The organism is Rathayibacter sp. VKM Ac-2803 (genome assembly GCF_009807175.1).
GTDB lineage: Bacteria > Actinomycetota > Actinomycetes > Actinomycetales > Microbacteriaceae > Rathayibacter.
On record NZ_WUCD01000001.1, the window covers coordinates 238,330 to 264,850 of the forward strand.

Genomic DNA, 26,521 nt, shown 5'->3' on the forward strand with positions numbered 1-26,521 from the left:
TCGCCGCCCACGTCACGAGAACTCGTCGACCGGAGTCGTGCGGCTGACGCCCATCCGGAACCAGGCGGCGAGAGCCGGGGTGCGGCGGTAGCGGACGAAGTCGCGATCGAGGTCGGCGGCGCTGCGGTAGCCGGCGTGGCGGGCGATGTCCTCGAGCGCGCCGGGGCGGTGCGGCGTCCTCGCCATGAGGATGCTCGCGAGCTCGAGTCGGCGCGATGCGAGATGCTCCTCGAGGGGCAGCGCGTAGAAGCGGCGGAAGCGCAGGCGCAGCACGAGGGCGGAGACACGCAGCTCGCGGCTGAGGCCGGCGATCGTGAAGCGGCGATCGAGGTAGCGCTCGTTGACCAGGGCCGCGGTGGCGATCGCGAGCACGTCGTGCCGACGGCTCGACGGCCCCGAACGGGTGAAGAGCGCGCCGGCCACGCGGGCGTCGAACGCGACGAGGGTGCTGCGGAGGGGAGCCATGCCTGAGAGACAGGGGCGCCGCTCCGCTGTGACGCGGTTGCGCGAAACGCGGGCGCGTGGGCGCGAGCCGGAGGGGCGTCTGCGCCGTGCTGCTGCGCGAGACCCGGAGCCTCGCCGGACGCCCCGGGAAGGCCGGGTCGGGATGCCGATCTGCTGAGGCCGGTGGCCACTGGGGTGACAGGCCGGCTCGGCCGCTGGAGGCGCGAGGGCGCGTCAGAAGGGCGGTGGTGCGTCGTCGAATCGCGGGGTGGGACGAGGATCGGGTGGTCGGCCGGGGAGGGCGGTCGGTCGTGTGGTGACGCGGCGTCCGGGTCGAACGCCCCATGACACGCCATCACGCTCCGACACCCCCGACGCGAGCGCCAGCTCCGCCCGGATCGAGCGCTCCACCAGACCACGGACATCGAACCGGACGACTCGACCCCGAGAGAGCCCTGCGGAGGACTACGACCTCCGTGCCGGCCTCCGCCACGCCTGGGCGCACCTCCGGCTCGCGAAACACTGTTCGGCTCGCAGGATCCGCCCGGTTTGACGAGCCGAACGTGATTCGACGAGCCGGAGGTGGGGCCGGTCGAGCCGAGAGAAGAGACGACGGAGCGGGGGCGCCCTCCGGCACCCCCGCTCCGTCGCTTCCGCTGCGCAGAACCCTCTACTCGAGGGCGAACAGCGTGTACTGCTCGGCGTTCCCGGCGTTGATGACGACGCAGTCGATCGACTGCTTCTCGTCCTCGCCCGTCTCGCCGTTCTGGATGTACGCGTCGGCCTGCTGCACCGCGAGCTGCGAGATCAGCACGGCCGGCTGCAGTCCCGTCGCGACGAGCTTGCCCGCCTTGATCGCCTCGACCGCGTCGGGGCTGCCGTCGAAGCCGACGATCTTGATCTGGTCGAGCAGACCCGCGGCCTCGACCGCGGCGACGGCACCGAGGGCCATCGTGTCGTTGCCGGCGATGATGCCCTGCACGTTCGGGTCGCGCTGGAGCAGGGTCTCGACCTTCGAGAAGGCCTCGTCCTGGCTCCAGTTCGCGGTCTCCTTGGCGGTCTGGACGAGCGCGGGGTACTGCGAGACGACGCTCGCGAAGGCCTCGGAGCGGACGCCGGCGTTGGTGTCCGACTCCTTGCCGGTCAGCTCGATGTAGTTGCCGCCCTCGGGCAGCGCCGCCACGAACTCCTCGGCGACCGCGGCAGCGCCCTGGGCGTTGTTCGCCACGATCTGCGACTTGGCGATGCCGGTCGCGTTGATCTCGCGGTCGACCAGGAACACCGCGACTCCGGCGTCCTCGGCCTTCTGGATGGGGCCGATGGAGGCGTCGGCGCCCGCGTTGTCGAGGATGATCGCCTTCGCGTTCTGGCTGATCGCGGAGTCGATGAGCTCGCTCTGGCGGTTGGGGTCGTCGTCGTGCGACGCCACGGAGGTCTCGTAGCCGAGCTTCTCCGCCTCTGCCTGGGCGGCGTCGGCCTCGGCCTTGAAGAACGGGTTCTCGAGAGGAGGCGTGATGATGGCGATGAGGCCGCCCGCCTCCCCTCCACTGGACTCGCCCGCCGCGCTGCTCGACGTGTCGGAGGCTCCTCCGCCCGAGGAGCAGCCGACGAGCGTCAGGGCGGCGACCGCCACGGTCGCGGTGGCGAGGAAGATCTTGCGTCGCATCATGTGTCCGGTACCTTTCGTTTCTCTTGGCTGACCGACGCCGTTGCCGGTCAGGACCTGCCGGCGGGCGACTGGGCGCCGCTCGCCTCTGATTCGTGGGCCGTCGTCGCGGTCGACTCCGGAGGGGAGGCCTTCGACGACGCGAGCGCCGCGTTCTTGTTGCGCGAGACCTTCTGCTGGGTCTGGTCGAGCATGACCGCCAGGATGATGACGGCGCCCTTGATCGCGATCTGCCAGAAGGTCGAGACGCCGACGATGACGAGGCCGTCGCTGAGGAAGCCGATCACGAAGGCGCCGAGGAGCACCCCGCGCACGTTGCCCCGGCCGCCGGTCAGCGCGGCTCCGCCGATGACGACCGCCGCGATCGCGTTGAGCTCGAAGCTCTCGCCCGTCTGCGGGGCGGCCGCGGTCAACTCGGACGAGATGATCAGCCCGGCCGTCGCGGCGCACACGCCGCTGATGACGTAGACGCTCATCTTGACCCGCTTGGTCGGCACTCCGGCGAGCTCGGCAGCCCGCTCGTTGCCTCCGGTGGCGTAGACCCAGCGGCCGAACGGAGTCTTGCGCAGCACGATCAGGGCGATCACCGCGAAGACGATCATGATCCAGATCGCCATCGGGATGCCGAGGATCCGGCCGCCGCCGATCAGGTTGAAGCCGGTGTTGCCGAGGGCCTCCTCGCCCTGGAGTCGCGGGTACGTCGATCCGTTCGAGATCAGGAGCGCCGCGCCCCGGGCGATGTAGAGCATGCCGAGGGTCGCGATGAACGGAGCGACGTTGAAGCGGGTCACGAGCAGCCCGTTGACGAGGCCGACGAGCGAGCCGACGAGCAGCGAGCAGAGGACGACGACCCAGACCGCCGGGTACAGGACCACGTCGAGGCTGTCGATCCGCAGACCCTGGAGCAGGACGCCGGCCACGACTCCCGAGAGGCCCACGGTCGAGCCGACCGAGAGGTCGATCCCGCCCTTGAGGATCACGAACAGCATGCCGAGGGCGAGGATCGCGTTCATCGCCACGTGCCGGGTCATGGTGATCAGGTTCGGGAGGGTCAGATAGGCGTCCGAGATCAGCGAGAAGATGATGATCAGGACGATCAGGGCGATGAACGCCCGGCCCTCGAGCAGCAGGGCGCCGAGGTCGAACTCGCGCTTCGGAGCCGTCGTGGTGCTGGTCATCGCTGTGCCGCCTCTTCGTCGGGGTCGTGGTGGGTCTCGCCGCTCGCGACCATGACGTCGTCGCGCTGGGCGGTACGGGGGTCGAACTCGCGCACGATGCGGCCCTTCGACATGACGACGATGCGGTTGGCGGCGCCGAGCGCCTCGCCGATCTCGCTCGTCGCGAAGAGCACGCCCAGGCCGCGCCGCGCCTCCCGCGCCATCAGCGCGAAGATCTCGGCCTTGGCGCCGACGTCGATGCCGCGGGTCGGCTCGTCGAGCAGCAGCACGTCGGGCTGCGTCATCAGCACCTTGCCGATGACGACCTTCTGCTGGTTGCCTCCGGAGAGCGAGGTGATCGAGGCCTTCGGACCCGCGGTCTTCACACGGACGTCGCGGACACCGGCCTCGACCGACGCCTTCTCGGGTCCGCGGCGGAGGAAGCCGCCGCGCACGAAGTCGAGCAGCGAGGCGAGCGACAGGTTCTCGCCCACCGACATGGTCTGCACCAGCCCGTCGCGCTGCCGATCCTCGGGGACCAGCGCGAGACCGCGCCCGATCCGCCCGCGCACATCGAGCCCCTTCACGGAGACGCCCTTGAGCCGGACGTCTCCGGTGCGGATCGCGAGACGGCCGGCGACGGCCTCGAGCAGCTCGGTGCGACCGGCGCCCATCAGGCCGTAGAGGCAGACGATCTCGCCCGCGCGCACCGTGAGGTCGAGCCGGTCGACGCTCAGGCGGCGGGGGTTCGACGGGTCGGCGACGCTGACTCCGTCGATCTCGAGGACGGGCTCGCCGAACGTCTCGAGCAGGTCGGGGTCGAGGTCGTCGGCACTGCGGCCGACCATGTTCGAGATCACCCAGTTGATGTCGATCTCGTCACGGTCGCCCCGGGCGACGAGGTCGCCGTCGCGGAACACGACCGCGTGATCCGCGATCTCGAGGGCCTCCTCGAGGTGGTGCGAGATGTAGACGATCGCGACACCGCGGGAGGTGAGGTCGTGGATCACGTCGAAGAGCACCTCCACCTCACTGCCGCTCAGGGCGGAGGTCGGCTCGTCCATGATGAGGACTCGCGCGTCGCCCGCCAGGGCGCGCGCGATCTCGACGAGCTGCTGCTGCCCGAGCCTCAGGTCGGCGACCAGCGTCTTGGGGTCGAGCGGCTCCTGGAGGCGCTCGAGCAGCTCTGCGGTCACGGTCGACTGCCTGCGCCGGTCGATGATCAGGCCCCCGCGGGCGATCTCGCGGCCCATGAAGATGTTGTCCTGGATGCTGAGATTCGGCGCGAGGCTCAGCTCCTGGTGGATGATCGCGATGCCCTGCTCGACCGCGTCGACCGTGTTGCGCAGCTGCAGAGGCCGCCCGTCGAGCTCGAGCGTGCCCGACGTGGGGGTCTCGACTCCGCTCAGGATCTTCATCAGCGTCGACTTGCCGGCGCCGTTCTCGCCGAACAGGACGGTCACCGACCCGCTGCGGATCTCGAAGTCGACCCCCTTGAGGGCTCGCGTGGCGCCGTAGGTCTTGGTGATGCCGACCGCGCGCATGACGACGGTGCCGACCTGGGGCTGCGACCCGGTCATCCGACGACCTCGATCGAGACGGGGACGATCGAGACGAGGTTCGGGTTCACCCGGAGGAAGGCCCCGGTGACCTCGATCGTCCGACCCGCGGCCGCCGCGGCATCGAAGTCGGCGAGGACGTCCGAGCGAACGAGGTCGTTCAGCTGGGTCGAGACGTTCTGGTACTCGAGCTGGTTGGTGAACTCGTTGAACGAGATCTCGCCCGTGACGTCGCGGAGCGCCGTGCCGTTCAGCGCCGGCCCGACCTGCACCTGCACGGTCGTCTCGGCGGGGACGCCCTCGACGGTCACCGGGAGGATCGGCGGCGTCGCCGCTCCCGCGACCGCGGTGAAGGTGACCGGGAACGCGTAGGCGCTGCTGGCGCCGGACGTGTTGCCGAAGTCGGCCTCGTCCGCGCCGCCGGCGAGCTGAGTGAGCAGCTCGGGGAGCGGGACGGCCTCCTCCTCGACCTGGGCGACGATGTCGTCGAACCGGTCGGCGGCGTAGGCGGCCGGATCGAGCTGGCCCTGGGTCTCGGCCGCGTCGGCGTCGGACGTGCTGACGACCTTGACGTTGAACGCCGCCCCCACGAGGACGACGAGCGCCAGCGCGGCGATGACCATCCAGGGTCGCAGGGATCGTCGGGAGGATCGGGACATCGTTGTCGCTCCAAAGCGGTGTTCGGCGGTGAACGGGCGGCGGATGCTCGGCCCCCGATCCGGGGCACCGGCGGGGTCCTGTCGCTCGTCACGGTGCCACGCGCCGCGGTAGCGTGTCAACCGGTTCGCCAATTTGCGACCGTTCAGCCGCTCGATGACGAGAAGGACGACCGATGACCGCTCTCCCGCCCCCCGCCCGATCCGCCGGAGCGCGGCGATGCTGAAGGGCATCGACCCCCTCCTCCCGGGCGCGCTGCTGCACCTCCTCGACGACATGGGCCACGGCGACCAGCTGCTGCTCGTCGACCGCAACTTCCCCGCCGTGGCGACCGGCCGGCCGGTGGTGCGCCTGGGCGAGGCGACGATGAGCCGCGCGATGGGCGCCGTGCTCAGCGTGTTCCCGCTCGACGTCTTCGTGCCGACGCCGCTCGAGCGGATGGAGGTGGACGGGGATCCGTCGCGGACGACTCCGGAGCAGGACGCCGTGCTCGAGCTGGCGCGGGCGTCGCATCCCGAGCCGCTGCAGTGGGGCGTGATCCCCCGACTCGAGTTCTACGCCCGGGCCAGGGCGGCGTTCGCGGTGGTGCACGTGCTCGATCCGGCGCCCTGGGGCTGCTTCGTGCTGCAGAAGGGGGTCGTGTTCCCGGAGGGGAGCTGAGGCGGGTCGCGTCAGCCCCGCGCGGGCGGCGGCGCCGAGCTCTCGCGCACGACGAGCTCGGGGCGCTCGGTCGAGAAGATCGCGCCGGTCTCGCCGTCCATCGCCCGCAGCAGCAGGCGGAAGCCGCGGCGACCGAGGCCCGCGAAGTCCTGGCGCACGGTCGTCAGGCCGGGCGTCCACATGCGCGCGAGCGGGTGGTCGTCGAAGCCGACGACGCTGATGTCCTCGGGGACCCGCCTGCCCGCCTCCGTGATGCCCTTGATCACGCCCATCGCGATCTCGTCGTTGCCGCAGAAGACCGCGGTGACGCTCGGGTCCTCGACCAGGAGGTGCGCGAGGCGGCGTCCCGACTCGGGCTCCGTCGCAGGACGAGCCTCCAGTGGACGCGGAGTGGGGTGAGCGCGCGCTCGAGAGACCCGTTCTCGTCCATTCGCGAGTAAGGCAGAGCGCGAGTGGGCGCGGAACGGGGTGCGCGCCAGCGCCAGGGGCCGGTCCGCGTCCGACGGTGTCGTGCCTCCGGACCGCGAGGCAGAGCCCCGAAGGCGCGTAGTTCTACTGGCGGGAGGAGTGCGGGCAGGGCGGCGGACGGCTCGCCATCCCCGCGAGCGCAGTGCGACCCGGGCTGTGTCACCGAGAACGTGACGGTCGGCGCCCCCGAAAGGGTCCTATGCGCCTCCTGTGAAAGGCACCATGCTGAGCTGCCCTCCCCCGATAGGCGCGGAACGTCCCGCGATCGGATTCTGCAGGTGCAGCACCGCCACCCGATCCGTCGCACGCTCCCTGGAGTCCCGCCATGCCGCTGTACCGCCCTGCCCGCTCGCGGGTCCTCGCCCTCGCCACAGCCCTCGCGGTCGGCTTCGGCCTCCTCGTCGCCCCGGCGGCCGCCGCCGTCGCGGCCGAGCCCGTCTCGACGACCGCCGGCGAGTGGCACACCGACGAGCCCGCCGCTCGCCAGGCCGCACCCGAGGCGGCGCCCCAGGGCCTCGCCGCTGTCGCGCCTCCGGCGAACGACCTGCGCGAGAACGCGACGGTCGTGACGAGCCTGCCGTTCTCGGCTTACGGCGCGCAGTACGACGGCGCGACCCTCTCGGCGGGCGAGGACTCGACCTGCCGGACGACGGATCCGGACTACTCCGAATTCTTCACTTATGGCACCGGATCCATCTGGTTCAAGTACGTCTCCACCAAGCGACAGACGCTGACGTTCAGCGGCTCGGCGCCCATCATCAGCGCCTTCGCCGATGGCCCGACGACGGACGCCACTCGGATCAGCTGCACCGAGGTCGGATACCGGGGTCAGAACTTCGTTCAAGCGGAAGCCGGGAAGACCTACTACTTCCAAGCCAGTTTCGGTGAGTACGCGACCTCACCCGTCGACTTCTTCCTCTCCGGCAGCGCCGCCGTCCCGAACACCACCTATGCGTCGGCATCGACGATCTCGACCATTCCGGCGACGGTCCAGGGTTCGACGGCGAAGATCGACAGCAACTGGTACGAGCCTTACGCGGGGTGCGACTACAACCCCTTCATGGGATCCGTCTGGTACAAGTACCGCGCACCCGCCAACGGAAGTGTTAAGGCGGACCTCGGTGAAAGCTTCTCGCCCGTGAACCTCGGGGTCTACGACTCCGATGGCGTCACTCCTGGTGCAATGCTCGCGTGCCCGTACCAGTACACCGAGACGGGAAGCACGGGTGAGACCGACTACTCCTTCGAGCGAGCCAACGCGAGCTTCGCGGTGCAAGCCGGGAAGACCTACTTCCTCCAGGTGTCCAGCTTCGATTTCTACGAGGGCGACTTCGTCCTGAAGCTCACCAACGTCGGCACCCTCACCGCCCCGACCCCGACGATCACCGGCTCGGGCGCCGTCGGCGACACGCTGACCGCGGTTCCGGGCACCTGGGGTCCGCAGCCGGTGACGCTCGGCTACCAGTGGCTGGTCGACGGCTACCCGATCGAGGGTGCGACCGCGTCTCAGTACGTCGTGTCCACCTATGACGCCGGTCGAGCCATCAGCGTGCAGGTCACCGGCACGAAGGCCGGCTATGCGAAGGCGACCCGGACCAGCGCGGCCGTCCCCATCACCACCGGCTCGCTCACCAACTCCGTCCCGACCGTCACCGGCTCCTCCGCCGTCGGCGGCACCCTCACGGCGAACCCCGGCAACTGGGGCCCGGCGCCCGTCAGCCTCGCCTACCAGTGGAAGCGCAACGGCACCGCGATCGCCGGCGCGACCTCGAACACGTACGTCGTCGCCTCCGCCGACGCGGGCACCTCGCTCACCGTCAGCGTCACCGGCACCAAGACCGGCTACACCCCCGCCACCCGCACCAGCTCCGCCGTCCAGGTCGGGCTGCCGCTGCAGACGCTGATGCCGACGCCCACCATCTCGGGGTCGACGACCGTCGGATCGACGCTGACGGCGAATCCCGGCACGTGGGATACGGGCGTGACGCTGACCTACCAGTGGAAGAAGAACGGCGGCACGTACATCTCCGGCGCGACCGCGAAGACGTACGTCCTGAAGGCGGCCGACGCCGGAGCGACGCTCACCGTCAGCGTCACCGGCACCAAGCCCGGCTACTCCCCCGCCACCAAGACGTCGGCGACCACGGCGGCCGTCACGAGCGCTGCCGTCATCACCGGCCCGACGCCGACGATCACCGGGACCGCGACGGTCGGCCAGAAGCTGACCGCCGTGCCCGGCACCTGGACCCCCGCCCCCGTCACTCTCGCGTACCAGTGGAAGCGCGGAGGCGTCGCGATCAGCGGAGCCACCGCCTCCACCTACACGCTGGCCACGGCCGACGCCGGCGCCGCGATCACCGTGAGCGTCACGGGCACCAAGACCGGGTACACCGCGGTCACGAAGACGAGCGCTGCGACGACCGTCAAGGCCGCGCTGCAGACCCTCATGCCCACGCCGACCATCACCGGCACGCTCAAGGTCGGCTCCACCCTCACCGCGAATGCGGGCACCTGGGACGCGGGAACCACGCTCAGCTACCAGTGGAAGAAGAACAACGGCGTCTACATCTCGGGCGCCACGTCGAAGACCTACGTCCTCAAGGGCTCCGACGCCGGCGCGACCCTGACGGTCTCGGTCACCTCGACCAAGCCCGGCTACTCCCCCGCCACCAAGACGAGCGCCACCACCGCGGCCGTCGCCAACGGCACGCTCGTCGGAGCGACGCCCACGATCTCCGGCACGGCCAGGGTCGGACAGGTCCTCACCGCCACGCCCGGCACGTGGACGCCCGCGCCGGTCGCGCTGACCTACCAGTGGTTCCGTGGCACCACGGCGATCTCGGGCGCGACCGCGTCGACCTACAAGCTCGTCACCGCCGACAAGGCGGCGTCGATCACCGTCAAGGTGACCGGCACGAAGACGGGCTACACGACGCTCGTCAAGGCCAGCGCAGCGGTCAAGCCGAGCTAGATCCGCAGTGGGTGCGGCCACCGGTCGCACCCACTGCTCCGGCACGTCCCGTGGCGAGGTGTCGGGCGTGCTGACGACGGAGGCGGCCACGGCCGAGTCGCGCCGAGGACGCACTGCGTGACCGCTCGCCGGCGGCGGGCCGGGCGGTGCCTCTTCGCGCGAGTCGACGCGGAGCGGGCCGTGGGTGAGGGCGAGGGGCCGTTTCGAGCCCACTCGACGGGACTGCGAAGCGCCAGTGGACGGGTGAGGGGGCGCACGCGAGCTCTAGGGCCCCGTTCGTGGCGAGTCGCAGGTGTCGACTCGCTGTCGGATCGACCACCGCGGGCTCGCGGAACCACGTTCGGCTCGCAGAATCACGTTCGGCTCGCGGAATCCAGTGGTTCTGACGAGCCGAACGTGTTCTCGCGAGCCGAACGCGGCTCCGGCCGCACTCACGGCGAGACCATGCCGCCGTTCACGTTCAGGGTCTCGCCGATCACGTAGCTCGACTCGGCGGAGGCGAGGAACACGTAGGCGGGGGCCTGCTCGGCGGGCTGCGCGGCGCGGCCCATCGGGGCCTCGCTCGAGCCGAAGTCGGGCAGGGACTCGGGGTCGACTCCGCCGGTGACCTGCAGCACGGTCCAGGTCGGGCCCGGAGCGACGACGTTCACGCGGATGCCCTTCGCGGCCAGCTGCTGCGCCATGCCCTTCGAGAGGTTGTTGATCGCGCCCTTGGTCATCGCGTAGTCGAGGCGGTCGGGGGCGGGCGTGTGCGCCTCCGCCGACGCCGTGTTGATGATCGTGGACCCCGCGGGCAGGTGCGGGAGGGCGGCGCGGATGATGCGGAACGGCGCGAACACGTTGACCGCGAAGGTCGTCTCGAACTGCTCGTCGGTGAGCTCGAGCATGTCGTCCTGCCAGATCTGCTTGCCGGCGATGTTGACGACGGCGTCGAGTCCGCCGAGGCCCTCGACGGCCTGCGCGACGAGGTCGGAGCAGTACTGCGCGTCGGTGAGGTCGCCGGGGATCGGGATCGCGGTGCGGCCCGCCGCCCGGATGAGCTCGACGACGTGCTGCGCGTCGGCCTCCTCGTCGGGGAGGTAGGAGAGGGCGATGTCGGCGCCCTCTCGCGCGAAGGCGATGGCGACCGCGGCGCCGATGCCGGAGTCGGCGCCCGTGATCAGAGCACGTCGGCCGGCGAGGCGCCCGGTGCCGCGGTAGCTGTGCTCGCCGAGGTCGGGGACTGGGGTCATCCGCGACTGGAGGCCGGGCTCGGGCTGCTGCTGGACGGGCGGGGTGACGTTCGGGTACTGCGTCGCGGGGTTCGTGAACGTGTACTGATCGGGCGCGGTCTGGTCGGGCGCGGTCTGGTCGGGCATGGGCTGGTCGGGCATGGGCTGGTCGGGCGCTGTCTGGTCGGGCACGGGCTGGTCGGGCATGGGTCCTCCGTCGTGCGGCTGCTGCCGCTCGACTCCAGCGAACGCCTCCCGCGCGGGTCCCGTCACCCGGTTCCTCGACGGTGGCGGAGGTGCTAGCGAGTGGCGGGAGTGAACAGTCGGGGTCGGCCGCGGTCCCGCTCGACGGGAGGCGCCCGTTCGCGGCGCGGGCGTGCGAGGCTTGATGGTCGCTTCCCGCACCCCTTCCTCAGGACACTGTGAACACCCCTCAGAACACCGCCTCGCCGACCGCCACCAACACTCCTCCGTTCCCCTGGATCGGCCTGCTCACCCTGGCCGGCGCCATCTTCGTCTCGGTCACGAGCGAGTTCCTGCCGACCGGGCTGATCCCCGACATGTCGCGCGATCTCGGCGTCAGCATCTCGCTGACCGGCCAGCTCGTGACGATCTTCGCGGCGACCGTCGTGGTCGCCACGACTCCGCTGACGCTCGTGACGCAGCGCTTCTCGCGGAAGGGCCTCGTGCTGGTGGCGCTGTGCACCATCGCGGTGGCCAACGTGCTCGCCGCCCTCGCGCCCACGTTCGAGCTGCTCGTCGGCGCGCGCATCGTCGGCGGACTCGCGCACGGCCTGTTCTGGTCGGTGGTCGCCGCCTACTCCGCCCACCTCGTCTCGCCCGAGCAGCTGGGCCGCGCGACCGCGATCACGGCGGGCGGAGGCTCCGCCGCGTTCGTCCTGGGCGTTCCGGTCGGAACGGCGCTCGGTCACGCGTTCGGCTGGCGGCCGACCTTCGCCATCCTCGGCGGGATCGTGCTCGTCCTCGCGCTGGTCGTGGTGAAGTTCCTGCCCGCGGTCGACCACCGCGTGCCGGTGAGGACCGGGGAGATCCGGCTGCCTGCGCGCAAGGACCGCACGCTGCCGCGCATCCTCGGCGTGTGCCTGGTGATCCTCCTGGTGCTGATCGGCCAGAACACGCTCTCGACCTACATCACGCCGTGGCTCGAGAACGCGTCGTTCTCGCCCGACAGCATCCCGCTGGTGCTGTTCGCCTTCGGAGGCGCGGGGGCCGTCGGCCTCGTGCTCGCCGGCTTCGCGACCGACCGTCTCCCCCGCTCGGGCTTCATCATCGCCGCGATCGGTGTGCTGCTCGCGCTGGCGGGGCTGGCCGCCGCCGCCTCGTCCGGAGCGGCGGCCGCGGTGGTCGCCGCCGCCGTGATCTGGAACATCGCGTTCGGCGGGATCCCGGTGATGCTGCAGACGCGCATGCTGCGGACGTCGTCGTTCCAGCTGCGGAGTCTGGCGGCGGCGCTGCAGACGACGGCGTTCAACATCGGCATCGGCGGCGGCGCGATCGTCGGCGGTGTGGCGATCGACGCGGCGGGGCTCGAGGTGCTGCCGTGGGTGGCCATCGTGCTCGTGGCGGTCGGGCTCGTGGTGAGCCTCGTCATCGAGGCGCGGGCGCGGCGGGAGCCGGCAGCGGCTTAGCGGCTGAGTCGCAGGGGGGCGGTGCTCGCTCGGCGCGGGTGGCGCGTTGCGGGGCAGCCTCGGCGCGGCCCGGCCCGCTGGGCACCTCCGGCTCGCGGAATGACGTTCGGCTCGCAGGAAAGGCCGGATCCTGCGAGCCGAACTCGATCCTGCGAGCCGGAGGTCTACCCGCGCGGGACCGGCGGCCAGCGCGGGAGCCAGCAGCGCACACGTGAGCAGTAGCGGCGGAAGGAGTCGCCGAAGCGGGCCTCGAGATCGGCCTCCTCGAGGGGGCGGACGGCGTAGTTCCAGAGCAGCGAGCCGAGCAGCGCGTAGACCACGACGAGCCACGACGACAGCAGCAGCCCCACGGCGACGCCCTGGCTGATGCCCGCCACGGCCATCGGGTTGCGCACCCACCGGTACGGGCCGGCGATCACGAGCCGGTTCGGCATCGCGATCGGCAGGGGCGTGCCGTCGCCGAGCAGCGACATCGAGAGCGCCGACCAGAGTCCGAGGGCGCTGGCCAGCACGAGCAGCGCGAGACCGGCCGGCCACGCGACCGGCGGGAACGGGAGCGCGACGGCCCAGCGCGCCTCCAGTGCCGCGATCACGACGGGGACGACCGCGAGCGCGCCACCCCAGAACACGACGATCTGCCCGAGCGTCGCGGCGAGGTGCGCGAGCGGGCGGCGACCGGAGGAGGCGAGCCGGAACGCGAAGGGTCCTGACGCGATCCAGCGGGTCGGGATGCGGCCGAGCGTCAGGAGGCAGAGCGCGGCGACCGAGCCGCCGGACGCCGCGAGCATCGCGAGGACGCCCCAGCCCGCCTCCGTGGTGACGGTCGCGTACACGGCGAGGGAGGAGGCGACGACGAGGGTCCAGGCCGTCGCGAGCACCGCCGCCCAGCGCAGGCCGGCGGCGGCCAGGGCGGAGGCGCCGACGAACAGCGGGAGGTCGAGCGCGGCGATCGGGACGGGGTCGAGCGAGCCGAGGGTCGCGGTGCGGACGAGCGGCGAGAGAGCCACGGCGACCCACCAGACGGCGCCGCCGAGGGCCTGCGCGGCGAAGTACGCGCGTCCCCAGGGCATGGCTGCGACGCTACACGGAGCGCACGCGCCGACGTCGTCGCAAGGGGCGCGACTCCTGACGCACCGGCCACGGGCGACCCCCGCGACTCCGCGGAAGTTGCGGTAATCGCGCGCCACTACCGCAACTTCTGAGGAGTGGAGGGGCGGATCGGGCACCCGGACGGTCGAGTCCGCACGAGTCGTCGTGTTCGACGCCCGAGTACGACAACTTCTGGAGGGTCGGGGGTGCCGCGCGGGAGGAGGGACCGGCGCGCGCGGCAGGATGAGCGCATGGACGCCACCGGAACTCCCGCGCACCCCCTCCGCGTGAGCATGCGGCCGCGCGCGATCGACGAGCCGCACCGGGTCTCGTCGCCGCTCGAGCTGCTCGTCGACCTCACGTTCGTCGTCGCGATCGCGCAGATCGTCGTCCAGCTCGCGCACGCCGTCGAGGAGGGGCACCTCGGCGAGACCGTCGGCCCGTTCGCGATGGTGTTCTTCGCGATCTGGTGGGCGTGGATGAACTTCACCTGGTTCGCCTCCGGCTACGACACCGACGACGTGCCCTACCGCCTGCTGACGCTGGCGCAGATGGGAGGCGTGCTGGTCCTCGCCGCGGGCGTGCCGACCGCGTTCGAGGAGGGGGACTTCACGGCGATCACGATCGGCTACGCGATCATGCGATTCGCGCTGGTGAGTCAGTGGATCCGCGTCGCGGTGTCGACTCCGGAGCATCGCACCTCGGCCCTGCGCAGCGCCGTCGGCTTCTCGCTCGTGCAGGTCGGCTGGCTGCTGCGGCTCCTGCTGCCGCCCGAGCTCGCCGTCGCGAGCTTCGTCGTGCTCGCCCTGCTCGAGATCTGCGTGCCGCTGTGGTCGGCGCGGGCGGGCGAGCCGAGCTGGCATCCGCACCACATCGCCGAGCGGTACGGGCTGTTCACGATCATCCTGCTCGGCGAGAGCGTGCTCGCCGCGGTCTCGGGGGTGCAGCGCGCGCTGTCGGAGGGAGGCGTCAGCCCCTCGCTCGTCCTCGTCTCGGCGTGCGCGCTGGTGATCGTCTTCGCGCTCTGGTGGCTGTACTACCTGCATCCGTCGGGCGAGCTGCTGGAGCGCCGGCGCACCCTCTCGTACCTCTGGGGCTACGCGCACTTCGTGATCTTCGCGGCGCTGGGCGCGCTGGGCTCGGGGCTCGAGGCGGCGGTCGCGGCGACCGCCGGGCACCTCGAGGCGGCGAACGCGGTGATCGGAGCGGCGGTGGCGGTGCCGGTCGCCGCCTACCTGCTGCTGCTCTGGGCGGTGCACTCCCCGCTCGGCGCGGAGCAGCCGATGCCCGCGCGACTGGTGCTGCCGGGCGCGGTCGCCGCTCTCGCGACTCCGCTGCTCGCGGGCCCGCTCGGCGTCGGCGGCGTGCTGGTCGCGCTCGCCCTGATCTGCGCGGCCCTGGTGACCCTGACGGTGGCCCGCACCCGCTGATCCGCCTCCGCGGCGCTGTCCGAAAAACGCGACGCGACCCCGTCCGTTCGGATACCCCTACTAGGGTGACGCTACTCACGGCCAGCAGGTCCGCCGTGGACCGGATCCGCGCTGCGATCCCTCGGGAGGTGCCGACCGGCAGACGTCCCGACCGCTCGCGGAACCCCTCGACAAGAGGAGCGCTCCGCACCCACGACTGGAGTCCGCATGGAGCACCCCCTCCCCCTCTCGTCCCGCGCCGCTCAGACCGGGCCCTCCGTCGGTCTCCTCTCGACGTTCCCGCCCACCCGCTGCGGCCTCGCCACTTTCTCGGAGGCGCTCGCCGGCGCCCTCGTCGCCGACCACGGCGCGTCGATCCGCACCGTGCGCGTGATGGACGAGCTCGCCGTCCCCGGCTCCACCCCGCCGATGCCCGGCGTCGAGGTCGTGGCCGAGCTCGTCGCCGGCGACCGGGCGAGCATCGAGCGCGCCGCCGCCGAGCTCAACCGCGCCGAGGTCGCCGTGATCCAGCACGAGTACGGCATCTTCGGCGGTCGCGACGGCGACGAGGTCCTCGCCGTCATGGAGGAGCTGGTCGTCCCGGCGATCGTCGTCCTGCACACCGTCCTCGAGACGCCCAGCGACAACCAGCGCCTCGTCCTCGAGCGCGTCGCCGCCCTCGCCGACGCCGTCGTCGTGATGACCGAGGTCGCCGCCGAGATCCTCGAGCGCTGCTACTCGGTCGAGAGCCGCAAGGTCGGGCTGATCGCGCACGGCGTCCCCGTCTGGACCGGCGGCCGCGCCACGGGGACCGGCGCCCCGCAGATCATCACCTGGGGCCTGATCGGCCCGGGCAAGGGCATCGAGTGGGGCATCCGCGCGATGGCCGAGCTGCGCGGGCTCGGAGTGCGCGCCCGCTACACCGTCTACGGCCAGACCCACCCCAAGGTCGTCGCGTCGCAGGGCGAGGCGTACCGCGACTCGCTCGCCGCGCTGATCGCCGAGCTCGGGCTCGAGGACGATGTCGTGCTCGACGGCCGCTATCTCGACGCGGGCCAGCTCGCCGGCGCGGTGTCGGGAGCGGATGCGGTGCTGCTGCCCTACGACTCGCGCAACCAGGTCACCTCGGGCGTGCTCGTGGAGGCGCTCGCGGCGGGTCGCCCGGTCGTCGCGACCTCGTTCCCGCACGCGCTCGAGCTGCTCGGCGGGCCGCAGGGCCGCGCCGTCGCTCATCAGGATCCCGCCGCGATGGCGCTCGCCCTGCGCGACGTGCTGCGCGAGGCCGCCGCGGCCCCCGCCGACATCGCGCCGACCCCCGACTCGTCGGTGCTGTCCTGGCCCGAGGCGGCCGGCCGCTTCCTCGCGCTGGCCGAGCGCCTCCGCCTGGAGCGTGCCGCGTGACCGGCCCCGCGCGCCTCTCCCCCGCGCGCCTGCCCTACGCGCACCTCGACGCGCTCACCGACGAGCTCGGCCTCTTCGAGCACGCGCAGCTCGATGCGCCCCGCCGCGAGCACGGCTACTGCGTCGACGACGCGGCGCGGGCGCTCCTCGTCGTGGCCCAGGAGCCGGAGCAGTCGCACCGCACCCGGCGCCTCACCGAGCAGTACCTCCGCTTCCTCGAGGGCGCGGTGGAGGCGGACGGCACCGTCCACAACCGCATGTCGCCCGAGGGCGAGTGGACCGACGACTCAGGCGTCGGCGACTGGTGGGGCCGCAGCGTCTGGGCCGCCGGAGTCGTCGCCGCGAGCGCCGAGCTCCCGCTGACCCGGCGCCGCGCGATGAAGCTCTTCCTGCACCTCGCCGAGCAGCGCTCGCCGCACCTGCGCTCGATGGCCTTCGCCGCGCTCGGTGCCGCCGAGGTGATGGCGGTGCGTCCGCACTCCGCGTCCGCCGCCCAGCTCCTGCGCGACGCCGCCCCCGCGCTGCTCGGCGGCTCCGACCCGGCCTGGCCGTGGCCCGAGCCGCGCCTGCGCTACGCGAACGGCTGCCTCCCCGAGGCCCTGCTGGCCGCGGGCGAGGCGCTGGAGGACCCGGTGCTGCTCGAGCGCGGCGTCGAGACGCTGGCGTTCCTGCTCGAGATCGAGTCGCTCGACGGCCACCTCTCGGTGACCGGCTGGTCGGGGCGCGACCCCGACGAGCGCGGCAGCCCCCTCTTCGACCAGCAGCCGATCGAGGTCGCGGCCATCGCGGCGGCCTGCGCCCGCGCGCTGACCCTCGAGGAGGATCCGCTCTGGCGCGAGGGCCTGGCCTCGTGCTGGGCCTGGTTCCACGGCGTGAACGACTCCGGGACCGCCATGGTCGACCTCGCCACCGGCGCCGGCTTCGACGGCCTCGAGCGGGACGGCCGCAACGAGAACAGGGGCGCGGAGTCGACCATCGCCGCCCTGCACACCTCGCTGGTCGTGCGTCGCGCGGCGCTCATGCCGACCCGCGCCGGCGACCGGCTCGCGACACTGACGAGCATCGCGGCGGTGTCGGGATGACCCCCGGACTGCGCGTGCACGACGCGACCCTCGACTCCGACGCCTCGCGCGTGCTCTGGCAGCTCTACCTGCCGGGCTCCGCGCCCACCGAGACCCGGTCGCGGGTCAGCGAGATCCTCGAGCGGATCCGCGCGCTCACCGACGCCGAGCTCGCCGACGCCCTCCGCGACGTGCGGGCGATGTCCGCGGCCCGCGCCGCCGACGGCGAGACGACCCTCCGCGAGCACGCCGCGGTCGAGGGAGTCGCGGCCGACGACCCGCGCGTGCTCGTGATCGGAGCGGCGTTCACCGCCGAGTACGCGCTCGAGGGCGCGGCGCTCTGCAACCCGAGCGCGATGCCGCACCCCGACCAGTCGGGGCTCGGGGAGGGGCAGCTGCGCGTCGCCCTCTCGGTCCGCCAGATCGGCGAGGGGCACCGCTCCTCGATCGGCTTCGCCTCGGCCGTCATCGGGCCCGGCCGCACCTGGGCCTTCGACGATCGCGGAGGCGCCCCCGCCGCCGCCGAGATCTCCCCCGGCACGTGGACGGTCGCGCACCTGCGTGCCGCCCTCGGCCCGAACCCCGGCGAGGTCGCGCTCGCCGTGCTGCGCGCGCTGCCCGAGACCTTCACGGCCGACGACCTCGACCCCGTGATCGCCGCGCTGCCCGCTCCGCTCACCCGCCGCCACGACGCGCCCGCCGCCTTCGCCGCCCTGCGCGGCACCGCCCGCTCGGCCTACCGCGCGTCGTTCCCGCTCGGCGAGGCGCTCGCCCAGCGCACGCTGATCCCCTCCGCCGCCCAGGAGTCGCACGGCATGGAGGACGCCCGCTTCACCCTCGACGTCTCGGGCGAGTACCGAGCCACCTACACGGCGTACGACGGCTCGACGATCTCGTCGCGCCTCCTGGTCTCGCGCGATCTGCAGACGTTCGACACCCACCAGCTCACGGGCGAGCCCGCCGGCAACAAGGGCATGGCCCTGTTCCCGCGGGCGATCGGCGGCGTGCTCTACGCGCTGAGCCGCACCGACGGCGACACCAACACGCTCGCGCGCTCCGAGGACGGGCGGCACTGGGACGACATCGCCGAGCTCGAGCCTCCGCGCCACCTCTGGGACGCGGTGCAGCGAGGCAACTGCGGACCGCCGATCGAGACCGACCGCGGCTGGCTGGTCGTCACGCACGGAGTCGGACCACTCCGCCGCTACAGTCTGGGCGCGATGCTGCTCGACCTCGAGGATCCCCGCGTCGTCCTCGCGTCGCTGACGACTCCGCTGCTCGAGCCCGACGGCGAGCGGCAGGACGGCTACGTGCCCAACGTGGTCTACAGCTGCGGCTCGGTGCTGCACGAGGGCGTGGTGTGGATCCCGTTCGGGATCGGCGACGTGCGGATCGGGGTGGCCTCGATCGAGGTGGACGACCTGCTGGACGCGATGACTCCCGCGTGACCGGTCTGCGGATCGCGATGCTCGCGCCGATCGCGTGGCGCACTCCGCCGCGCCACTACGGCCCGTGGGAGCAGGTCGCGAGCCTCCTGGCCGAGGGCCTGGTGCGGCGCGGCGTCGACGTCACGCTGTTCGCCACCGGCGACTCCGTGACCACCGCGACGCTGGAGTCGGTGGCCCCGACGGGCTACGCCGAGTCGGGCCGCGACGGGCGGGTCTGGGAGGCGCTGCACATCGCCGCCGTGCTCGATCGCGCCCGGGACTTCGACCTCGTGCACAACCACCTCGACTGGCTGCCGCTCGCCCTCGCCGCGCAGTGGCCGGTGCCGCTGGTGACGACGGTGCACGGCTTCTCTGGGCCCGAGATCCTGCCCGCCTACCGCGAGGCGCTGCGGCATCCGCTGACCGCCCACCTGGTGTCGATCTCGTCGAGCGACCGCTCGCCCGAGCTCGAGTACGCGGCGACGGTGCACCACGGCATCGACATCGACGAGTTCCCGGCCGGCCCCGGAGGCGACGACCTCGTGATCCTCGGCCGCATCCACCCCGACAAGGGCACCGCGGAGGCGATCCGCATCGCCGCCGAGGCCGGCCGCCGGCTCGTGATCTGCGGCATCGTGCAGGACGAGCGCTACTGGCGCGACGAGGTCGAGCCGCTCGTCGACGGCACGAGCGTCGTGCACCTCGGCTCGGTCGGCCCGGTCGAGCGCGCGCGGGTGCTCGGCTCGGCGCTCGCGCTGCTGCACCCGATCGGCTTCGACGAGCCGTTCGGGCTGTCGGTCGTCGAGGCGATGGCGTGCGGCACCCCGGTGATCGCGTACCGGCGCGGCTCGATGCCCGAGGTCATCGACGAGGGCGTCACCGGCTTCGCGGTCGGGTCCCGCGAGGAGGCGGTCGCCGCGGTGACGCGCGCAGCCCTCCTCGACCGCGCCGTCGTGCGGTCGACGGCGCGCCGGCGCTTCGCCGTCGAGCGGATGGTCGACGACTACCTCGCTGTGTACGCCTCCGTGCTGGAGGGCTGATCCTCCCTCGCGAGCAGCCCGCTGGTCGAACCATCCATGCTGGTCGAGTAGCCCCGCAGGGGCGTATCGAGACCCACCGGCTTCAATAGATCTGGCTTCTGCCCTCGCCTTCTGACGCTGGTGGATCTCGATACGCCCGCTGCGCGGGCTGCGGGCTCGATCAGCGAGGACGGGGCCTTCCCCTCGGAGAATCGACCGGCGAACCCGCTTCGCGTCTCGCCATCCCCTGCTGGTCGAGTAGCCGCCGCAGGCGGCGTATCGAGATCCACCGGCTTCAGCAGATCGGTCCTCAGACCCGGTCTCCTGACGGACGTGGATCTCGATACGCCCGCTGCGCGGGCTGCGGGCTCGATCAGCGAGGACGGGCCTTCCCCTCGGAGAATCGACCGGCGAACCCGCTTCACGCATCGCCACCCCCTGCTGGTCGAGTAGCCCCGTAGGGGCGTATCGAGACCGACCACCGTCAGCAGATCGGGCTTCTGCCTCGGCCTTCTGACGCTGGTGGATCTCGATACGCCCGCTCCGCGGGCTACTCGATCAGCGAGGAAGAGGAGGAGCCTCACCGGAACGGGAGCTCGCTGAGGGGCGTCAGGCGCGCGCCGCCTCGACCAGGCCGGCGAGGGACGCGTCGTCGAGGGGGCTGCCGGGGAACACGGCGATGCGGCCGAGCGGCATCGAGCCGAGCATGCGCAGCATCTCGGGGTCCGCGAACATCGACGAGAACGTGCCGTCTCCGGAGGAGAACGCGTCGCGCAGCAGCGATCCGGCGCGCGGGTGGTCGAGCCACTCCGCGACGGTCGACTCCTCGGTCAGCGCGAGGTCGAGCACGTCGCCGGTGACGGAGACGGTCGCCGAGACGCGGAGGTCGCGGCTGGAGGCGCCGACCTCGACCAGGTAGTCGCCGCCCTCGACGGTCCAGGCACCGGCCGCGGGGTGGAAGTAGGCCAGGTCGTCGCGCGGGACGTCGAGGGTGACCGTCGCCGTCTCTCCGGCCGCGACCTCGACGACCGCGAACGCGGTCAGCGCCCTGACCGCGCGCGGGACCGCCGAGCCCGGCAGGCCCGTGTAGACCTGGACGACCTCGCGCCCGTCGCGCTCGCCCGTGTTCGCGACGTCGACCCGCACCCGGAGTCCGCCGTCGACCTCCTCGACCGAGAGCCCGGAGTACGCGAAGTCGGTGTACGAGAGTCCGTGCCCGAACGGGAAGGCGACCTCGGTGCCGCGGGCGTCGAACCCGCGGTAGCCGACGAAGACGTCCTCGCCGTAGCGGACGTGCCCGAAGGCCCCCGGGAAGCCGGGGTGCGACGGGCTGTCCTCGAGCCGCAGCGGGATCGTCTCGGTGAGGCGGCCGGAGGGGTTCACCACGCCGAGCAGGACGTCGGCGATCGCGCCTCCGCCGGCCTGGCCGAGCAGCCAGCCCTCGACGATCGCGGGGACCCGGTCCTGCCAGCCCGAGGTGCGGACGACTCCGCCGTTCGAGAGCACGACGACCACGTTCGGGTTCGCGGCGATGACGGCGTCGAGCAGGAGCGTCTGCTCGGCGGGCAGCTCGAGGTGCTCGCGGTCGAAGCCCTCCGACTCCTCCGACGCGGGGAGGCCGAGGAACAGCACGGCGACAGCGGCGGCCCGCGCGGCGGCGACGGCCTCGTCGCGCAGCGCCTGCGCGTCGCCGGAGCCGTCGAGCGTGAATCCGGAGGCGAAGCTCGCGTCGACCGTGCGCCGCAGCTCGTCGAGGGCGTTGTCGAGCCGCGTCGGGTTGATCAGCGAGCTGCCCGCGCCCTGGTAGCGCGGAGTCCGGGCGAACTCGCCGATCACGGCGATGTCGACGGAGGAGTCGAGCGGCAGCAGGCCGCCCTCGTTCTGCAGCAGCACGATGCTGCGGGAGGCGGCCTCGCGGGCCAGGGCGTGGTGCGCGTCGGCGTCGTAGGTCGCGTCGGGGTCGGCCTGCTCCGCGATCCGGTCGAGCAGCTCGAGGGAGCGGCGCGCGGCGGTCGTCACGTGCGCCTCGTCGAGCTCGCCCGCGCGGACGGCGGCGACGAGCTGCGCGTCGGTCCGGCCTCCGCTCGAGGGCATCTCGAGGTCGAGGCCCGCGGCGACACCGGCGATCCGGTCGTTCACGGCGCCCCAGTCCGACATCACGAGGCCGTCGAAGCCCCACTCGTCGCGGAGGACCGTGGTGAGCAGCCACGGATCCTCGGAGGTGTAGACCCCGTTCAGCCGGTTGTACGAGCACATGAGCGTCCACGGCTGCTGCTCGGTGACGACCCGCTGGAAAGCGCGAAGGTAGATCTCGCGCAGCGGCCGCTCGTCGACGTCCGCGCTGACGCGGAGGCGGTCGGTCTCCTGGTTGTTGGCGGCGAAGTGCTTGAGCGACGCTCCGACGCCCTGGCTCTGCAGGCCGCCGACGAGGGCCGAGCCCATCACACCGCTGACCAGCGGATCCTCGGAGAAGTACTCGAAGTTGCGGCCGCAGAGCGGGGAGCGCTTGATATTGATGCCGGGGCCGAGCAGCACGCCGACTCCCTCCGCCTTCGCCTCCTCGCCGAGGGCGACGCCGACGCGGCGGACGAGATCGACGTCCCAGCTCGATCCGAGCGCGACGGCCGGAGGGAAGCAGGTCGCGGGCACGCTGTCGGCGAGCCCGAGGTGGTCGCCGCCCTGCCGCTGGAGTCGCACACCGTGCGGGCCGTCGGTCAGCACGACCGAGGGGATCCCGAGGCGGTCGACGGGCTTCGTGGCCCAGAAGCTGCCGCCGCTGGTGAGCGAGGCCTTCTCCTCGAGCGTGAGGGCGTCGAGCTGGTCGGCGTGGGTCATGGGTGCGCTCCGATCTGTCGGGCGTCCCTGCCTCGACTCTGAAAACCATACATCGCTAGGGTTTTTGCGGCTCAAGTATTGCCGACCTCCCAGGGCCGGTGCATACTCGATCCCGAACAGCGATCGGTTTTCAGATCGTGTCTCGAAGCTCAACGACGAGAGGACTCGGCCATGACGACAGCGAGTGGATCAGCCGCGGGAATGCCCTCGGGCATGACGACATCGACGGCGACGGTGCGACGGGACCAGCAGTTCCCCGAACCGACCGAGCCGGCCAAGAAGTCGTACATCTTCTGGCTCCTCGCCGCGCAGCTGGTCTTCTTCATCGCCCTGCTGGGCCCCGCGATCGTCGGCATCGGCATCAAGATCCAGGCCCTGGTCGACGCGGGCGAGATCGCGCAGAACGGCGCCACCGGCGCGGCGGCGGTGCTCGGCGGATTCGGCGCCCTCTTCGCCACGCTGGCCAATGTCGTGTTCGGCCGCCTCTCCGACCGCACCACGAGCCGCCTCGGCCGCCGCCGCATCTGGATCGTCGCCGGCACGGTGATCATGACCGTCGCCTTCGCGATCATGGCGCTCGCCCCGACCCTCATGATCGCCACCGTGGGCTGGTCGCTGGCCCAGCTCGGCGCCAACATGGCGCTCGCGCCGTTCATCGCCACGATCGCCGACCAGGTGCCGAGGTTCCAGCGCGGCAAGATCACCGCCGCCATCGGCATCGCACAGAACGTCGGCATCCTCGGCGGCACCTACGTCGCGGAGGCGTTCGCCGACCAGCTGCTCATCATGTTCGTCGGCCCGGCCGTCCTCGCCATCATCGTCATGGTCGTCTTCGCCATCGTGCTCCCCGACCGCCGCCTGCCCACCCGGCCGCCGCGGGCGACGCTGCGCGAGTGGGCCGAGACCTTCTGGGTGAGCCCGGTCAAGCACCCCGACTACGCGCTCGCCTGGTGGTCGCGCTTCCTCATCACCTTCGCGAGCTTCGGCTTCACCACGTTCCGCTTCTTCTACCTGCTCAACCACATCGAGGTCCCCGAGGCGGACATCCCGGGCGTCATCTCGATGAGCGTGCTGATCTACACGATCGGCCTCGTCGGTGCGAGCTACTTCGCCGGCTGGCTGTCCGACAAGATCGGCCGCCGCAAGGTCTTCGTCTGGAGCTCGACCGCGCTCTTCGCCATCGGCACCTTCGCGCTGATCTTCGTCCAGGACATCGGCGCCTTCTACATCCTCGAGGCGATCCTCGGCATCGCCTACGGCATCTACGTCGGCGTCGACCTCGCGCTCGTCGTCGACGTGCTGCCCGACCCCGAGAACTCGGGCAAGGACCTCGGCGTCTTCAACATCGCCAACGCCCTCCCCCAGACCATCGCTCCGCTCATCGGCGGCATCCTCGTCTACGTCAGCGACCCGACCGGCAACAACTACGCCCTGTGGTTCTCGGTCTGCGCGATAGCCGCGATCGTGGGAGCACTGGTCATCTTCCCCATCAAGAAAGTCCGATAGACCGGGTTCGGTCACGAAAGTCCGGTAGACCAGACAGGTCGGACTCCGGCCCGGGGTCGGCACGTGCGAGGGCATGGGCCGATCCGACTCCCGCTCTCTCCCTCTCTCCACCGATCGAAAGCGACACAGACCATGGCTCTTCCCGCCGCCTCCGTCCAGCTCTACACGCTGGCGAAAGAATTCACCGACGACCCGAACGGGTCGCTCGACAAGCTCGCGGCCATCGGCCTCAAGAACGTCGAGGCGTTCGACTTCGTCCGCCGCCCCGCCGAGATCCGCGCCGCTCTCGACGCGAGCGGTCTGGCCTCGCCGACCGGCCACGCTCCCCTGCTCTCGGACTCGCTCTGGACTCCCGACGGCTCCATCCCGACGCCCGCTCCGGAGGTCGTCTTCGAGGCCGCCGCGCAGATCGGCATCACCCTCGTCATCGATCCCATGGTCCCGGCCGAGCGCTGGCTGACCGAGGACGGGGTCGCCGACATCGCCGACCGACTCAACAAGGCCGCCGAGGTCGCCGCGACCTTCGGCCTCACGGTCGGGTACCACAACCACGCGCAGGAGTTCATCGCCTCCTTCGACGGGCAGACCGCCTACGAGCGCTTCATCGCGCTCACCGACGAGCGCGTCCAGATCGAGCTCGACCTGTTCTGGGCGCTCACCGGCGGCCAGGACGCCACAGCTCTCGTCTCGCGACTCGGCAAGCGCCTCGTCGCCGTGCACGTCAAGGACGGCGTCGCTCCGGCCGAGAACCCCTTCGCCCCGGGCGCCGCCGCGTTCGGCTCCGACACCCTCGACCAGCGCCGCCCCGGCGAGGGCGACGTGCCGCTGGTCGCCGCGCTCCAGGCCGGCGAGGGCGCGATCGAGTACGCCGTCATCGAGTACGACAACGCCCCCGGCGACGTCTTCGAGGACATCCGGGCGAGCTACGACTTCCTCGTGAAGGGCGGGTACGCAGCGTGAGCGGCCCCATCGGAATCGGCGTCATCGGCGTCGGCGTCATCAGCGACACCTACCTCGAGAACCTCAAGTCCTTCCCCGACGTCGAGGTCCTCGTCGTCGGCGACCTGCTGCTCGACCGGGCGAAGAGCCAGGCCGAGAAGCACGGCGTCCCCGCCTGGGGCTCCGCCGAGGACGTCCTCGCCCACCCCGACGTGCAGGTCGTCGTCAACCTGACGATCCCCGCTGCGCACATCGAGGTCTCGGCCGCCGCGATCGCCGCGGGCAAGCACGTCTGGAGCGAGAAGCCGCTCGGCCTCGATCGCGCCGGAGCGGCGAAGCTGCTCGAGGACGCCGCCGCGAAGGGGCTCCGCGTGGGCAACGCGCCCGACACGGTCCTCGGCCCGGGCTTCCAGACCGCCAAGCGCGCCATCGCGGAGGGTGTCATCGGCGAGCCGATGTTCGCGTCCACCACCTTCCAGACCGTCGGCCCCGACCTGTGGCACCCGAGCCCGGCGTTCCTCTTCGCCCAGGGCGCCGGCCCGCTGCTCGACATGGGTCCGTACTACTTCACCGGGCTCGTCAGCCTCTTCGGACCGGTCCAGCGGGTCGCGGCCCTCGGGCGCAAGAAGCTCGAGGAGCGCGTCATCCGCTCCGGGCCGGATGCCGGGACGACGTTCCCGGTGGAGGTCCCCACCTCGCTGCAGGTGCTCACCTCGTTCGCCGCGGGTCAGCAGGCGTCGAGCCTGCTGAGCTTCGACTCCGCCCTCGAGCGCCACGGCGTCTTCGAGATCCACGGCACGGAAGGGTCGATCGTCATCCCCGACCCGAACCAGTTCGAGGGGCGCACCGCGTTCGTGAAGGCGCCCACCGCGATCGCCGACGGCGCCTGGGGCGAGCAGGAGTGGACCGAGATCGAGCAGAAGGGCACGGTCGTCGGCCGCGGCCTCGGCCTGCTCGACATGGTCCGCGCCATCGCGGAGGACCGTCCGCACGTGGCCACGGGCGAGCTCGCCTACCACGTGCTCGACGTCATGCTCTCGGCTCAGGAGTCGGCCGAGAGCGGCGAGTTCGTCGCTCTCGACAGCACGGTGCCGACCGTGCCTGCCGTGCCGGTCGACTTCGACCCGTTCGCGCAGACGCTCTGACCCGCAGCAGAGCCTGACCCGCAGCAGAGTCGAGGAGCGCCCGTCGTCACGATCGTGACGACGGGCGCTCCTGTCGACGGCCCTCGGCGTGCACGACCGAGGGTGAGACGCCGGAACGTGCTCCTGGAGGGGCCTGTCCGCCGTCTCACCCTCGGTTGTGCACGCTGCGAGGATGAGCCCGTGGAGATCCTGCGCGAGTACCGGGCGTCCGGATCGAGCACCGTAGCATGCTTCACCCCGCGCCTGGA

20 protein-coding genes are annotated in these 26,521 nt (G+C 71.8%); 11 read left to right on the forward strand and 9 right to left on the reverse strand.

What is annotated here, in order from left to right:
- Window positions 1–12 precede the first annotated feature (12 nt).
- The 5 genes from GRS96_RS01030 to GRS96_RS01050 form a co-directional block, all read right to left on the reverse strand.
- A complete protein-coding gene (locus GRS96_RS01030; protein WP_159855336.1) occupies window positions 13–465 on the reverse strand; it encodes a hypothetical protein in 453 nt (150 codons plus the stop codon).
- Between the two features lie 649 nt (window positions 466–1,114).
- Window positions 1,115–2,113: a D-ribose ABC transporter substrate-binding protein gene (locus GRS96_RS01035; RefSeq protein ID WP_159987477.1), complete on the reverse strand. Its 999-nt coding sequence runs from the start codon at window positions 2,111–2,113 to the stop codon at window positions 1,115–1,117.
- Window positions 2,114–2,160: 47 nt separating this feature from the next.
- Entirely contained in the window at window positions 2,161–3,288 is a 1,128-nt protein-coding gene (locus GRS96_RS01040; protein ID WP_159855332.1) for an ABC transporter permease, read from the reverse strand.
- The gene (locus GRS96_RS01045) at window positions 3,285–4,847 is read right to left on the reverse strand and encodes a sugar ABC transporter ATP-binding protein (RefSeq protein ID WP_159855330.1); all 1,563 of its coding nucleotides are present in this window, start codon (window positions 4,845–4,847) and stop codon (window positions 3,285–3,287) included. The genes GRS96_RS01040 and GRS96_RS01045 overlap by 4 nt, the downstream gene beginning before the upstream one ends.
- Complete coding sequence (locus GRS96_RS01050) at window positions 4,844–5,485, reverse strand: DUF2291 family protein (protein ID WP_159987478.1); 642 nt, start codon at window positions 5,483–5,485, stop codon at window positions 4,844–4,846. The genes GRS96_RS01045 and GRS96_RS01050 overlap by 4 nt, the downstream gene beginning before the upstream one ends.
- A 217-nt stretch (window positions 5,486–5,702) precedes the next feature.
- Between GRS96_RS01050 and GRS96_RS01055 the strand changes: the two genes are divergently transcribed.
- Entirely contained in the window at window positions 5,703–6,143 is a 441-nt protein-coding gene (locus GRS96_RS01055; protein WP_159855326.1) for an RbsD/FucU family protein, read from the forward strand.
- Window positions 6,144–6,154: 11 nt separating this feature from the next.
- On the opposite strand, the gene GRS96_RS20545 is transcribed toward GRS96_RS01055, so the two are convergent.
- Complete coding sequence (locus tag GRS96_RS20545) at window positions 6,155–6,754, reverse strand: substrate-binding domain-containing protein (protein WP_159855603.1); 600 nt, start codon at window positions 6,752–6,754, stop codon at window positions 6,155–6,157.
- Between the two features lie 182 nt (window positions 6,755–6,936).
- Between GRS96_RS20545 and GRS96_RS01065 the strand changes: the two genes are divergently transcribed.
- Window positions 6,937–9,582 (forward strand): hypothetical protein, encoded by a 2,646-nt coding sequence (locus GRS96_RS01065; RefSeq protein ID WP_159987479.1) that lies wholly within the window; start codon window positions 6,937–6,939, stop codon window positions 9,580–9,582.
- A gap of 431 nt (window positions 9,583–10,013) precedes the next feature.
- On the opposite strand, the gene GRS96_RS01070 is transcribed toward GRS96_RS01065, so the two are convergent.
- Window positions 10,014–10,940 carry an SDR family oxidoreductase gene (locus tag GRS96_RS01070; protein WP_159989202.1) on the reverse strand — a complete coding sequence of 309 codons (927 nt, stop codon included), beginning with the start codon at window positions 10,938–10,940 and terminating at the stop codon, window positions 10,014–10,016.
- Between the two features lie 275 nt (window positions 10,941–11,215).
- On the opposite strand from GRS96_RS01070, the gene GRS96_RS01075 reads away from it, so the two are divergent.
- The gene (locus GRS96_RS01075) at window positions 11,216–12,442 is read left to right on the forward strand and encodes an MFS transporter (protein WP_159987480.1); all 1,227 of its coding nucleotides are present in this window, start codon (window positions 11,216–11,218) and stop codon (window positions 12,440–12,442) included.
- A 164-nt stretch (window positions 12,443–12,606) separates the two neighbouring features.
- Here GRS96_RS01075 and GRS96_RS01080 read toward each other — a convergent pair whose 3' ends face one another.
- Window positions 12,607–13,512, reverse strand: coding sequence for a methyltransferase family protein (locus GRS96_RS01080; RefSeq protein ID WP_159987481.1), 906 nt, complete (start codon window positions 13,510–13,512; stop codon window positions 12,607–12,609).
- Between the two features lie 270 nt (window positions 13,513–13,782).
- On the opposite strand from GRS96_RS01080, the gene GRS96_RS01085 reads away from it, so the two are divergent.
- The 5 genes from GRS96_RS01085 (at window position 13,783) to GRS96_RS01105 (ending at window position 19,869) form a co-directional block, all read left to right on the forward strand.
- On the forward strand, window positions 13,783–14,961 hold the full coding sequence (locus GRS96_RS01085; protein ID WP_204162012.1) for a low temperature requirement protein A: 1,179 nt from the start codon (window positions 13,783–13,785) through the stop codon (window positions 14,959–14,961).
- 207 nt (window positions 14,962–15,168) lie between these two features.
- Complete coding sequence (locus GRS96_RS01090; RefSeq protein WP_159855318.1) at window positions 15,169–16,341, forward strand: glycosyltransferase; 1,173 nt, start codon at window positions 15,169–15,171, stop codon at window positions 16,339–16,341.
- Window positions 16,338–17,423, forward strand: a complete 1,086-nt coding sequence (locus GRS96_RS01095; RefSeq protein WP_159987482.1) for a glycosyltransferase — start codon at window positions 16,338–16,340, stop codon at window positions 17,421–17,423. The genes GRS96_RS01090 and GRS96_RS01095 overlap by 4 nt, the downstream gene beginning before the upstream one ends.
- Window positions 17,420–18,850: a glycosylase gene (locus GRS96_RS01100; protein ID WP_159987483.1), complete on the forward strand. Its 1,431-nt coding sequence runs from the start codon at window positions 17,420–17,422 to the stop codon at window positions 18,848–18,850. Before GRS96_RS01095 ends, GRS96_RS01100 begins: the two co-directional genes overlap by 4 nt.
- Window positions 18,847–19,869 carry a glycosyltransferase family 4 protein gene (locus tag GRS96_RS01105; RefSeq protein WP_236553535.1) on the forward strand — a complete coding sequence of 341 codons (1,023 nt, stop codon included), beginning with the start codon at window positions 18,847–18,849 and terminating at the stop codon, window positions 19,867–19,869. Before GRS96_RS01100 ends, GRS96_RS01105 begins: the two co-directional genes overlap by 4 nt.
- A 588-nt stretch (window positions 19,870–20,457) precedes the next feature.
- On the opposite strand, the gene GRS96_RS01110 is transcribed toward GRS96_RS01105, so the two are convergent.
- Window positions 20,458–22,683, reverse strand: a complete 2,226-nt coding sequence (locus tag GRS96_RS01110; protein WP_159987484.1) for a glycoside hydrolase family 3 C-terminal domain-containing protein — start codon at window positions 22,681–22,683, stop codon at window positions 20,458–20,460.
- 171 nt (window positions 22,684–22,854) lie between these two features.
- On the opposite strand from GRS96_RS01110, the gene GRS96_RS01115 reads away from it, so the two are divergent.
- The 3 genes from GRS96_RS01115 (at window position 22,855) to GRS96_RS01125 (ending at window position 26,273) form a co-directional block, all read left to right on the forward strand.
- A complete protein-coding gene (locus tag GRS96_RS01115; RefSeq protein WP_204162013.1) occupies window positions 22,855–24,189 on the forward strand; it encodes an MFS transporter in 1,335 nt (444 codons plus the stop codon).
- 132 nt (window positions 24,190–24,321) lie between these two features.
- Window positions 24,322–25,149: a sugar phosphate isomerase/epimerase family protein gene (locus GRS96_RS01120; protein WP_159855310.1), complete on the forward strand. Its 828-nt coding sequence runs from the start codon at window positions 24,322–24,324 to the stop codon at window positions 25,147–25,149.
- Complete coding sequence (locus tag GRS96_RS01125; protein ID WP_159855308.1) at window positions 25,146–26,273, forward strand: Gfo/Idh/MocA family protein; 1,128 nt, start codon at window positions 25,146–25,148, stop codon at window positions 26,271–26,273. The genes GRS96_RS01120 and GRS96_RS01125 overlap by 4 nt, the downstream gene beginning before the upstream one ends.
- Window positions 26,274–26,521 lie beyond the last annotated feature (248 nt).